The following is an 11,844-nucleotide window of genomic DNA, read 5'->3' on the forward strand; positions in this document are numbered from 1 at the left end:
TATCAGCGAGAGCTCAACCCCCCACCCTGCCTGCGCGTGATCCCGCTTTGAAGGCCTGAAACGTAGACGAGACCGGTAGTGAGCTTCGCTTCCGCAGTGGCCGCCGCATGTCGTCTATCGAGGTCATCTGGTTCCTGACGCGATAACGCCACACCTCGGTGTCCCCTGAACCCCCACGGCAATTCTTGCTGCAGAAAGAGAGGGCAAAATCGCTTGGATATACCCTACAGCCTGAGCCAACGCCCACCTGAGAGTTTCTTAGGAATTCTGCAAACTTGTCCCCGCATGTATTTCGTCACGGACAACTATTTTCCGCGAACGATGTCGCGGGGCGTGGCGGCGCGGACCCTCGAAGGGAGCAGCGGCCGGCGCGGGGTTTATCGGCTGCCGCTTGGTAATCAATCCCCGGCGGATCGCAAGAATTCGCTGGTTTCGAGCAACTGGACTTGCACGGAGAACCGATCTCCTAGTAACACCAACGAGGCGTCGTGGGTTTCGTCGGCGCCGCTGCAGACGGCGTCGCGCAGAACCTTAACGTGGTAGCCGAGATCGATCGCGCCGAGAACGGCCGAAAGCACGCAGACGTCAGTCTCGCCACCTGAAATTGCCAGCGAATCTACGCCTTCGGATTGCAGGATCCGGTGAAGACGCCCATCGACCCAGGGGGAGTAGGTGGCCTTGTCGAAGGTACGCGCGGGTGGAGCAAACTTGCGGAGCTCCGGGACGATGTCGAGAAGTCCTCGATCCAGTCGGTCGAGCGTCATGGACTCCCATTTTTCGTAGTAGTCACGCCACGTGCCCACGGCATCTTCCGCACGGGCTGGCGGAACGAAGCGGGTGAAGATGGTTCTTCCCGGATGGCGGCTCGTCAACTCAACGACGGCCGGCGATACTTTCGCCATCCAAGGCACATGCCAAGGCGTCTCTTCCACGAACATCGACTGCATATCGACGCAAAGGTGGAGCCAGTTACCCATCTACGATACGGAGCCCGACGAGGCCGGCTCCTTCAAACCGAACGCAGCCGGTACCTCGGGGTCCGTGTCCGGAAGGCCTTCAATTCGTTCGTCTTCCAGCTCTTCCGATTGCTCAGGCGTAACTTGAGGGGTGTCGCCGTCACCCTGAAACGCAGTGAGCTGCATCATTATTGCTTTCGCACGCATTACGAGGGCGGCCTCGTCGAGACTGCCGTCGGTCGCCATAGTGACGGAGATATGTTCATCGGCTTCGCCACGAAAATCGACCGTCGTCATACCAACGTTGATGTTCCCTACACGCGTATCGATAAGCCGCATGAATTTCTCCCGTTTTGACCGACAACCACGGCAAGCCGCTGTTGTTCCCGACCTAGAGCTTCGGCGTTTTGAGAATATCCCGGCTGGCCGCCGTGGGGGCGTGTATTCAGCCTTGTTTCGTCGTTCGTCCCAAAAAAGGGCGATCACGCGGGATCCTCATCTAGCGGGTCTTCGCGCAGGGAAGCGATCCGGAGAGCGTCGACCCGGTCGGCACCCCTGCGAGGTCAGCTCGTCGATCAGGCTCGGCAGCCGTGGCTTGATTTCCGTCAGGACATTCTTGTTCTCCATCGCCTCCTCGTTGGGTAATCGCACGAAAGCTACGCGTGACCGGAACATTGCCGCGCGAACGAAGCCGGCGGCGATCGACGACGCCGGCCTCCTTCACGGCTGACCTTATGCGACCTGCTTTTCGCCTTCGATGACCTGCAACGGCGCCTGGCTTGCGCCCGCGCTGCCGATTGCGATCTTGCGAGGTTTCATCGTTTCCGGAATTTCGCGCTTCAACTCGACGGTCAGGAGACCGTTGACGAGCGAGGCTTTGTCAACCCGGACGTGATCTGCGAGTTCGAAGCGGCGCTCGAAAGACCGGCCGGCGATGCCGCGGTGCAGGTACTCTCCCTGCTTATCCTGGTTCTTTTCACCCTTCACGATGAGAACGTTGCGTTCCTGGGTGATGTCGAGGTCACCTTCGCCAAATCCCGCGACCGCCATGGTGATGCGGTAGTCGTCATCCCCGGATTTCGCGATGTCGTAGGGCGGCCATGTGTCGATCGCCTGCAGGCGCTGAGAGGCGTTCAAAAGGTTGAAGACGCGGTCAAAGCCGATGCTGGACCGATAGAACGGTGCAAGGTCGAATTCATTTTTCATTGCCAAATCCTCCGTAAAGCGAGTTGGAAATGGAGACGCGTCGGAAACGACGTCCCCGGCTTTTCGGCCCCCATTGGGCTGCCGACGAGCACGATTTAGTTTTCGGTCTTTCACCCTTCAAGAGGTGTTCGGAAAAAATTCGAGATCCATTCATTGGTGCCGCGCGAACCAAGAAAACTGCGCGCAACGCGGCTCATCGGTGCGGTTGAGGGTCCCGATGTGGCACAAGGCGAAGGCTTCGATGCTGCCCAGATTTCGTCGGAAATCGTCGAACGGCGCATTGGATCGATGGAAAGCGGAAACTCTCAAGCTCGAAGCTCGGTCTCTGCGATCACGATACGGAAATCAATTTCGAAAGGGCCGTCAATCATCCAATCGTTGCCGCATCCTTCCGCGAACGGTTCGGTTCCGCATCATCCCACTCGCAGCAAATGTTTTTCGGAAACAACCGAAGGCGATCCTGGTTGGCAAAGGCACCCAACCAGAGAGCTTCCCCATGTTCATGGGTGTCGACAAACTACAGGGCGAACTGCCGCCACAAGGTCGCGGATCCAAACGCCGCCGCGGCCCTCCAGAACTGCTCGAAGGCAAGTACGGTGAGATGTCCACCCTGGGCAACTTAATGTTCAAGAGCTTCAACTTTCGCTCGAAATCCAAGCTACCGCCATTCTCCAGTCTCATCGCCAGCATCAGACTCGGCCACGTCGCTCCGATCCAATCAAAGCGTCCATAGCAAAACGGGAATGCCCAGCAGAAGGGCTCCCGACACGCCTCCAGCGAGATGGCGGGGCGAAATTTCAAACGATCCGCCGAGCAGCGCCATGACGACACCTGCCGTCATGAGTTGAAATATTGGCGGCTGGCTGATGCCGGCAAACAGCGGAGCAAGGGCCGTGACGGCAATTGCCAAAAGGCAGGCCACTGGGATCTTCCAAGCTGCAGTTGTCGCAAGTCCAGAGCCCAAACACGCCCCGAGCAAAGTTGAAAACCAGACGAAATTCGACATGGCGGCACCACGTTTGTCGCCAGAATGGCGATAGCAGTCGCTGCCTAACCTGTGGCGATCAAAATGGTTCAACAGAGCCGGCCAAGAAATCCGGCTGGCCGCCCGCCATCCTGGGTCCAGAGACGGATTTCGTCCGCGCGCGACAGTTTAAGGGCGCCCGTGGTGTGATTGTCGCCGTCAGCCGCAACTGCGAATTCGGATCCTAGATTTTCTTGCGACCACCCATGGCCGCGATTTGATTGGCGGCTTTTGGAAGGTGACAATTCTCCTTGGTCGCCTTCCTCCGGTCGTTCTCGGCATCACATTTGGGCTCTTTGGATTGCAATCTCATTGCGGCCCGTACACAGACGGCGGCCTCAGTTTCCGGCGCGGCCGTGCTCCAATTTATAGGGCGCCACCGTCCCAAATAGGACCCGGTGGGCCATTAGAGCCGACGAGGTAAGGAACTTTTGACCGCGATATAATTTTAGCAATTACTCATAAACGCGGAGCATCGGAATGACCGAGACACTTTTTCGCAGCGCGGCCGGTCGAGTACATGGTCGACCCTACACTCTCGACGAATTTGTAGAGAAATATGCACTGGCAACTGACTACGCTAGGGACCTTTATTTCCGGTTTGGTCCGTCATCAGTTGACCTCGATCTTTTGATGAAGGCAAAGCAATCTCGCCGCCTTGATAAAATAGCGGGGCGATTGGAGAAAAGCGATGAGTAGCCAGCCTGAACCGTTCGCACCGGCAAACTCCGATCGGGCGGACCCGAGATCGAGCCCCACCCGCTTCATGACGTGAAGCGAGGTTCCACATTTTCCTTGCCAAGACTATTCAGCACAACATCATCCTGCAGGACGTTTTTGAAATCGTTCTACTGTCGTTCACGGAACGAACTGATGTGTTAGCCGTTGTTGTCTCGATGAAACAATCAGGTTTCACTATCGGAGGAAAAGTCATGGGCAGCACAGCAGACAAGGTTTCAGGCAAGGCCAACGAACTCGCAGGCAAGGCTCGCCAGGGCGTGGGTAAGGCTGTCGGAAACGAAGAAATGCAGGTCAAAGGCATGAGCCAGGAAGCCAAGGGCGACGCCCAGCAGGCTAAGGGACAGGTCAAAGAAGCAGTCAAGAAGGTCGTCGACAAGGCCTGAGAGCGCGATCACGGTGAACACCTAAAAGGTTCCGCGCCGGAGTTTGATTCCGATCTGACGCGGACGTGCAGGCGGCTGTCGTAGCAGGGCTTCAAGGGGCGCGGCTTTTTCCCTGAGGCACGGGTGCCAGTGGCCCACTGGAGCCGCACTTCAACTGATACGGACGCTCTCGGAGCTGATCCAAGCCGTGCTCCTCGTTCAGGCAACAGATCGCGCGCCATCGGAAGGTTTTTGAATCGATCAGAGGTCCGCCTGACGTTTTCGGCTGCCCATCCGTCGAGATTCGTTATCGAGGTCGACGAACGCATCCAGTCGAAGATATTGAACGTCGGGAAGAGCCGTGGATGGTGCTTCCAAAGGCGGAAGACCTCGTCTGACCGAGCGGTCGGCCTCGTAGGCGACAGCAGTGTTGCTCGATTATCTGAATGGCGTCCAGCCAACGCGTTTGACCAGCTCGGCGAGCGACAAAGGGCCACCAGTGCCCCGCCTGATCGGCGATCGAACCGAGGGTTGGGTCCTTCCCGCCAGCCATCGAATACTACATGTAGGCGAAGGCGTCCTCCTCCAGGCTCTTTCAACGAACCCTCCAGTCCGAACGGTGCTCCGCGATCGGAACGTGCGAATCCTTCGCGGGCAAGTCGCAAGTGTTGATGGACGGTTGCAGTGTCGCCGGCCTCCATCGCGTCTTGAAGCCACAGCAGACCCAGTTCAAGGTGAATCTGATTTTCAGAACCAATGATCTTACTCACGATTCTTAGGAGCAGCCCGAGCGCCGGATTGCGAGGTCTTCGCCGCCAGCACCCCCGCTATCCTTGTCACATGGGCGATGAACGAGTTGATCTTCGTGCTTTCTTTCGGATACCTAGGACACATCCCGGCGAGGCGTGTGGAGTCGTCGGGGCCGAAGGCATGCATGCATACCGCCTGCTACTTGAATGGCCTGTCTCTCGTCATGATCCCGAACGGGCACTGGCATTGCAGGCTGCCGGGCCGCACTCAACGGCGACGTCAATGCCGAGACCGCCCGTGGCGTCTCTGCCTTCGCAAAAAAGCACGACTTGTTCGCTTCATAAACCAACGTCGTGGTCGCAGGCCAAACCAGACGCAGCAGCGATCCTTATGAGATGACTCCGGGAACCCGCCTGTGATCGAAACAAGATCCAGGGAACCGATGGCGCGCTGGATCTTCCTACCTCAAAAAACGCCGTTGGTTCCCAACTGGGCAGGGTTTCTCGGTGCGGTCAATGGCGTTCACTTCGCGCGTGAATGCTCGAGCCGCGGCGAGCTTGAAGGGTGGAGGATTGAGCGCGCCTCTGCCGCGGCGGTCCGCGCGTGATGGGTCGCCCTGGCGGGCTCGCACGAGGCGGCTTCTGTCTAACCTGCTGCGACCATCTCCCTCATGGCGCTCACGATGCGGGAGTGGTCATACGGTTTGGCAAAAAACTTGCCTTGAACCGGGAGTAGAGCGTCACTTAGATGTCGATGGCCCGAAGTGACGATGATCTTCACGGGCGGCCATCTGTCGCGCACCGCTGCCGCCAGCTTCAATCCATCCATGCTGCCCGGCATGTCGATGTCCGTAAATAAAACGCCGATGTCAGAGTTCGCAATCAAAATGGCGATCGCGTCGTCTGCGTTGGATGCCTCATGGACGATAAATCCTTCGTCCTGCAGAAATTCCACAATATCCATTCGGATGAGTATCTCATCCTCAACGACAAGCACTGTGATCCCACTATACGCCATTTATCATGATCCCCGCCCTTGCGCCGTAGGTATGTCTTTTTTGTTTGCATGCGGCGACGGTTGGTAACGCGTGTAAGGTAGAAATGATCCGCCGGACGTAAACTTATATTGTCATACTTAAATCGGCGCGGCCTGGCATGGGTTCCTACTCCGCTCCACTCGAGCACCGACCCGCGCGCGCCATCCTCGATGATGACAATTCCAGAATCCTCGAACCGCTGCCCGATGGAGTTTTCCTTGACTCGAACCCACAACGCAGCTACCTGTTTACTGTCGATATTTGCTTGCTGAGCTTTGGTTACCGCGCGATTGGCACCGCGCCTTGACGAACCTTCCTTCAAAAATCGCTATCATCATCCGCAGCGTTTTAGCGTCGCGGTCGTCTTATTGCTATGAAAGGGTTCATCATGACCACTGGCACAGTTAAATGGTTCAATTCCACCAAGGGCTTTGGCTTCATCCAGCCTGATAACGGCGGCGCTGACGCCTTCGTTCACATCTCGGCTGTGGAGCGCGCCGGAATGCGCGAAATCGTCGAAGGCCAGAAGATCGGCTACGAACTCGAGCGCGACAACAAGTCGGGCAAGATGTCGGCCTGCAATCTCCAGGCTGTCTAAATCGGTATCTGCTTTCCTTTGACCACGGATGTACTGGCACTGTCGAAAGCAAACTATGAACCGAGGTCAGGCATGATTGCCTGGCCTTTTTTATGCCCAATCAGCTGCGGTCGTGCCGTATCAAATTTGTTGGTATCGGGTCAGGTGATCATCGGAGACTGCAAGTAAGATTAACCCACAGATTACAACCATCAATACGGCCTGGCAGATTGCCATTCAGGAAATTCTAAGAATGGTTGTTCGCGATGTGTACGAGCCCGGGACGAAGCGTCCTTTCACGCGCATGTGAAGCGCATCGAAGAAGCCGCGGTGGACAGCATTTATACGGGGGGATGCTCGGTGGCACGGCGAATGGGCCGAAGTTCTCGTCAAGGAAAAGGCGAGCAATTTCGTGACCACTCTGCTGACATCGTTCACCTACGACAAGGTATATGCAGCCTCAGGGGCCATCAACCAAACGGGATCAGGCGGCTCGCCACAGCGATCTGTTCACAGTTCTCATTCCTTTCGAGGCGAGATTTGTCGCCCTCAGCGCCAGGGTGATTGGAGACCGCAGTGCACTTCTTTCGCTTGTAACTGGTCCGGTCGGTAAGCCGATGGTGAAGATTGCTGCTGTTGACCCCCGTGCTGCAAGATCGTACACCCCGGTCAAGCCTTATGTCCAAGGCCTGCGCTAAGAGCGAAAAGGGAACCAGATGGACGTAAAATATCCTAATGCACGAGGGCACTTCTTCTCGGCAGTTCGGACACTCGCTACCTCCTCCGACAGCATTCAAACCCGATTGATCGAAGCCAGCGACAGCATTCTGGCGGTCACCCTTGATGAGTTTGAAGGTGACATCGAACTGAAAATCAAGTTTGCCAGAATACTCGATCTTCTGGCCGTTGACCGTGACGATATCGAAATTGCCGCAGTCGAAAACGCAGCCCATATGAGCGATATCGACGCCATAAAACTCGCGGAACTCATCTGCGAGTTTTTCTACGATCTGTGGTAGCGCTGGAGAGGCCGTCGTTTGTCGAGTAGACAGCCTATGGGACCATCGGGGTCGAATTTGCTGTTTTTTGCCGCTTTGTGAGGGCTCGTGGCGGAGGCGTTTTGAAGCGGAAATCGCCCACCATCGTCCAAGGTGCGCCAAGCTGAAGTCAGGAGTGCCCAGGCGCCAGTCCCCAGAGATCGTCGGACAGCTCAATGGTGTGGCGCATGCCTTCAACAGCATAAGCAAAAACTAGGTTTTGGCGGCTTTGGCAAAGGAACAACGTCAAGCCAATGGAAGGATTCGCCATTGCCCGTCGGTCCCAAAAGCGGCCTCGGCAGTGTCTCGAGCATGGCAATCGCTCCCGCCGCAGCTTCGCCTCGACCGCCTCGAATCCGGCGCCCTCGACGAGATCCACCGCTATCATGAGCAACAGCGGCTCACCCTCGACTAGAGAACCCTCACTATCTCCAGATCGATCACACCGTCACACCTACCGCTTTGCGAACCTGCCCTAGCGCGCTCCGTTCCATCATCGAGCGCGTTTTCGGAAGCGATTCACGTCCGAGCCCAACCCATTCCTGCCAAACGTCAGTGTTTCGTGAACCGGGTGAGGAGCGGATGATGAATCCGGAACCGCCAAAGGGGACACGCGGAACGAAACTAAAATCCCGACGTTTACTAATAAGTTGTAGGTCATCGACTTCTAACGCCGGGTGGTGGGCGACTATTGAACCGGGACCACCTACTCCGACCGCACTTAGCTGAGAGCATCGGGTTCTTCGCTCAAAGGGAGTGCGACCAGTTCTTCTCGGTGATTGGACGACAGATTCGCAATAACGGGGGAACTTGATGTCTACAATCATAAAGCTGCCGAACGCCGAGTTGGCGTGGCGAAACGAGCGCAGATTCCTGAGGGCGATGGTCGACCAGGTACCAGACTACCTTTTCGTCAAGGATCTCGATTGCCGCTTCGTCATCGCAAATGAGGCCGTCGCACGTATTAATGGCTTTGCTAGCACGGACGAAGTGATCGGAAAGACGGACTTCGATCTTCACGACGTGGCCACAGCGGAGAAATTTTTCGAGATTGAGCAACGCGTAATTCAGTCCGAGCAGTCCATAATCGACATGGAAGAGGTTGTTGTAGACGCCGCCACAGGCCGGGAGAAATGGCTTTTGACGACGAAAGTCGCGATGCGCGACCACAAAAACGCCGTCGTCGGCCTCGTCGGCGTTTCGCGTGACATCACCGCCCGGAAGAAGGAGGATCTCCTTCGCGACGAGCAGGCCATTGTCGTCGAGATGATCGCGCTCAATTCGCCTTTGGACACAATCCTCGATCGACTTGTGCGATTGATTGAGAGCCAGCTCGAAGGGGTCCTCGGCTCGATCCTGCTGGTCGATAAAACCGGAAAATATCTGACGCATGGGGCGGCGCCGTCGTTGCCGCCAGCATATTCTCAAACTATCGACGGCATCGCCATCGGACCGAACGTCGGATCCTGTGGAACCGCAGCCTTTCGGCGCGAAAGCGTTATTGTCGCGGACATTGCCAACGATCCCCTCTGGACGGACTTTCGGGAACTGGCGGCGCTGCACGGGTTGCGATCCTGCTGGTCGACCCCGATCCTGTCACACCAGGGACAGGTATTGGGTACGTTCGCGATGTATTCTGCGGCTGTGCGCGCTCCGACTGACATTGAGACCAGTCTCACTCAAATAACGACCAGGACCGCGGCAATCGCCATCGAACGCAAGGTTGCGCAGGATCAGATAAGCTACATGGCTCACCACGACATGTTGACCGGCCTCCCAAATCGCAGTCTGCTGATCGATCGATTGACCCAGGCCATGCTGCAGACCGAACGCCACAATCCGTGGGTTTCGGTCGTCTTTGTTGATCTCGACAATTTCAAATTCATCAACGACAGTCTCGGCCACACCGCCGGCGATGCACTCTTGAAGGAAGTGTCCAAGCGGATGTTGGACTGCGTTCGCTCGACTGATGCCGTCATGCGCCTCGGTGGCGACGAGTTCGTCATCTTGCTGACCGATCTGCCTGAAAACACCGACGCAATCTCTGCAACGCTGCACAAGCTGAGGACAGCGATCGGTGAGCCGATCACCATAAAGGAGCAGGCTTTCCACATCACCTGCAGCATGGGCGTTGCGACATTTCCACATGACGGAGCCGATCCGGAGACGCTGATCGCCAACGCAGATGCGGCGATGTATAAGGCGAAGGATGCCGGACGAGACGGCTTCCAGTTCTTCACCGCCGAAATCAACATCCGGGCTCACGAGCGGTTGGCGTTACTGGACGGAATCCGCAAGGGCATCGCGCGCTCCGAATTTCATTTGCTCTACCAGCCTCAGGTGGACTTGAAATCCGGACGCATATTCGCGGTGGAAGCGCTCGTCCGCTGGAAACACCCGGTGCTCGGTTTGATAACGCCCATCCATTTCATCCCGCTAGCCGAGGAGACGGGGCTTATCGTTGCGCTAGGAGATTGGGTGCTGAAAGAAGCGTGTCGGCAGAACAAGGAATGGCAGGATGCGGGACTTGCTCCGATCACCGTCTGTGTCAACGTCTCGGCGCGTCAGTTTCAGGACTTAAATTGGACGGGTCGTGTTCTGCAGACCTTGGAAGAAACGGGACTTTCCGCAAGATGTCTTGAACTGGAGCTGACGGAAAGCCTGGTGATGCGAGATGTGGATCAGGCCGTAGCGATCATGAAAGACCTGCAGTCGGTCGGCGTCGGCTTTGCGATCGACGACTTTGGCACCGGCTATTCCAGTTTGAGCGCCTTGAAAAGCCTGCCTGTCTCCCGCCTTAAAATCGATCAGTCGTTCGTGCGGAACCTTGGTGACGACGAGAATGACAGAACGATCGCCGCCGCGGTGATATCGCTGGGACAGAAGCTCAACATGAGGGTCATTGCCGAGGGGGTCGAGACCGACGAACAGTTGGCCTTCCTGCGCGACAATCGTTGCGACGAAATGCAAGGATACCACTTTAGCAGGCCGGTCTCGTCGGAAGGCATCGAGAAGATGCTGCAGGCCCAGGCGCCGAAAACGCCCGATGGAACGGGGAAGCGTCGCAAGTGACTGTACCATCACTCCAGAAGAAGGGCTTCGCGATCGCCGTGATCAACGCCCTTTCATCGCACATCTGCGTGCTGGATCAAAGCGGCCGGATCATTGCGGTCAATCTCGCCTGGCAGAATTTCGGAGCGGAAAACTCGCACCGACGGGAATCGGATATCGGCAGCAACTATCTTAGTATCTGCAAGAATTCGTCTGGGGCTGGCTCTGAGGAAGCGGAAGAATTTGCCGCCGGGGTCCGGGCAATCCTGGACGGCGGCACTTCACTGTTTCAAAAGGAATATCCCTGTCACTCGCCGACCGCTTCCAGATGGTTTTTGGGACGCGTAACGCCACTCGATTTCTCTGAAGGCGGTGCGGTGATTTCGCATGAGAATATTACCGCACGCCGGCTTCTCGAGAACGAATTGGAAAGGCTGGCTGCAACCGACCCGCTCACGGGCCTGCCGAACCGCCGTTATTTCTTCAACATAGCCAATGTCGAGTTCGAGAAGGTCCGCCGGTTCGATGCGCAGGCGTCGATCATCATGATCGACGTCGACGCCTTCAAGGCTGTCAACGACACGCACGGTCATGCTGGTGGGGACGAGGTGCTCAGGTCGACCAGCCGGCGCTGTCGGGAGATGATGCGGCAGAGCGATGTCCTGGCGCGATTTGGAGGCGAGGAGTTCGTCGTCTTGCTCCCACACACCACTGCCGAAGCCGCGGTAGTAGTGGCGGAGCTTCTGCGCAGGACGATATACGAAAGCCCGGTTCAAGTTGGCAAGAACCAGATTTACGTCACTGCCAGCTTTGGCGTGAGCGAAATCCTCAGCGACGATGTATCGATCGACGCCGGGTTGGCGCGGGCTGACAAGGCCCTTTATGAGGCCAAACGTTCGGGTAGAAACTGCGTCAGGTAGCTCCCCCAGCGGCTCGCGGGTCGACGTCGGCCGACGTCAAACATTCCTCCCTACATGAACTTGACAGGCACATCCTTGCTGACGAGCTTGGCGAGCTCTTCGGCGTCCCAGTTGGTCAACCGCACGCAACCGTGCGAACCGGTCTTGTCGATCCGGCTCGGGTCTGGTGTGCCATGGATACCGA

General features: G+C 57.0%; 12 protein-coding genes and 2 pseudogenes. 8 read left to right on the plus strand and 6 right to left on the minus strand.

The annotated features are described in order from the left end of the window. Window positions 1–398: 398 nt before the first annotated feature. The 3 genes from CPY51_RS24185 to CPY51_RS24195 all read right to left on the minus strand — a co-directional run bounded on the left by CPY51_RS24185 (window position 399) and on the right by CPY51_RS24195 (window position 2,162). The gene (locus CPY51_RS24185; RefSeq protein ID WP_111162780.1) at window positions 399–977 is read right to left on the minus strand and encodes a cysteine hydrolase family protein; all 579 of its coding nucleotides are present in this window, start codon (window positions 975–977) and stop codon (window positions 399–401) included. Continuing rightward, window positions 978–1,295: a hypothetical protein gene (locus tag CPY51_RS24190; RefSeq protein ID WP_111162781.1), complete on the minus strand. Its 318-nt coding sequence runs from the start codon at window positions 1,293–1,295 to the stop codon at window positions 978–980. It lies immediately after the preceding gene. A 393-nt stretch (window positions 1,296–1,688) separates the two neighbouring features. After that, window positions 1,689–2,162: an Hsp20 family protein gene (locus CPY51_RS24195; protein ID WP_111162782.1), complete on the minus strand. Its 474-nt coding sequence runs from the start codon at window positions 2,160–2,162 to the stop codon at window positions 1,689–1,691. 496 nt (window positions 2,163–2,658) lie between these two features. Between CPY51_RS24195 and CPY51_RS33575 the strand changes: the two are divergent. Continuing rightward, window positions 2,659–2,868: pseudogene (locus CPY51_RS33575) on the plus strand (manganese catalase family protein); the annotation flags it as partial. 12 nt (window positions 2,869–2,880) lie between these two features. Here CPY51_RS33575 and CPY51_RS24205 read toward each other — a convergent pair. Next, on the minus strand, window positions 2,881–3,084 hold the full coding sequence (locus CPY51_RS24205; RefSeq protein ID WP_111162784.1) for a hypothetical protein: 204 nt from the start codon (window positions 3,082–3,084) through the stop codon (window positions 2,881–2,883). Between the two features lie 582 nt (window positions 3,085–3,666). Between CPY51_RS24205 and CPY51_RS24210 the strand changes: the two genes are divergently transcribed. Together CPY51_RS24210 and CPY51_RS24215 are read left to right on the plus strand one after the other, a co-directional pair. Further along, window positions 3,667–3,885 carry a hypothetical protein gene (locus CPY51_RS24210; protein ID WP_111162785.1) on the plus strand — a complete coding sequence of 73 codons (219 nt, stop codon included), beginning with the start codon at window positions 3,667–3,669 and terminating at the stop codon, window positions 3,883–3,885. A 233-nt stretch (window positions 3,886–4,118) separates the two neighbouring features. After that, window positions 4,119–4,310 (plus strand): CsbD family protein, encoded by a 192-nt coding sequence (locus CPY51_RS24215; RefSeq protein ID WP_111162786.1) that lies wholly within the window; start codon window positions 4,119–4,121, stop codon window positions 4,308–4,310. Between the two features lie 1,374 nt (window positions 4,311–5,684). Here the strand turns inward: CPY51_RS24215 and CPY51_RS24220 are convergent. Beyond that, the gene (locus CPY51_RS24220; RefSeq protein WP_111162787.1) at window positions 5,685–6,056 is read right to left on the minus strand and encodes a response regulator; all 372 of its coding nucleotides are present in this window, start codon (window positions 6,054–6,056) and stop codon (window positions 5,685–5,687) included. A gap of 407 nt (window positions 6,057–6,463) precedes the next feature. Here CPY51_RS24220 and CPY51_RS24225 point away from each other — a divergent pair, with 407 nt between their 5' ends. From CPY51_RS24225 to CPY51_RS24250, 5 genes and pseudogenes are all read left to right on the plus strand, one after another. Beyond that, a complete protein-coding gene (locus CPY51_RS24225) occupies window positions 6,464–6,673 on the plus strand; it encodes a cold-shock protein (RefSeq protein WP_111162788.1) in 210 nt (69 codons plus the stop codon). Window positions 6,674–6,842: 169 nt separating this feature from the next. Next, window positions 6,843–7,103, plus strand: a pseudogene (locus CPY51_RS33580) (hypothetical protein); the annotation flags it as partial. 265 nt (window positions 7,104–7,368) lie between these two features. After that, window positions 7,369–7,671 (plus strand): hypothetical protein, encoded by a 303-nt coding sequence (locus CPY51_RS24235; protein ID WP_111162789.1) that lies wholly within the window; start codon window positions 7,369–7,371, stop codon window positions 7,669–7,671. An 831-nt stretch (window positions 7,672–8,502) separates the two neighbouring features. Further along, window positions 8,503–10,761, plus strand: a complete 2,259-nt coding sequence (locus CPY51_RS24245) for a sensor domain-containing protein (protein ID WP_111162791.1) — start codon at window positions 8,503–8,505, stop codon at window positions 10,759–10,761. After that, the gene (locus tag CPY51_RS24250; RefSeq protein ID WP_111162792.1) at window positions 10,758–11,660 is read left to right on the plus strand and encodes a sensor domain-containing diguanylate cyclase; all 903 of its coding nucleotides are present in this window, start codon (window positions 10,758–10,760) and stop codon (window positions 11,658–11,660) included. The genes CPY51_RS24245 and CPY51_RS24250 overlap by 4 nt, the downstream gene beginning before the upstream one ends. 50 nt (window positions 11,661–11,710) lie before the next feature. Here CPY51_RS24250 and CPY51_RS24255 read toward each other — a convergent pair. Beyond that, on the minus strand, window positions 11,711–11,844 hold a 134-nt coding region (locus tag CPY51_RS24255), incomplete at its 5' end, for a L,D-transpeptidase (protein ID WP_146260114.1).

The organism is Arminella tubonensis (assembly GCF_003240585.1).
GTDB classification, from domain to species: domain Bacteria; phylum Pseudomonadota; class Alphaproteobacteria; order Rhizobiales; family Rhizobiaceae; genus Rhizobium; species Rhizobium tubonense.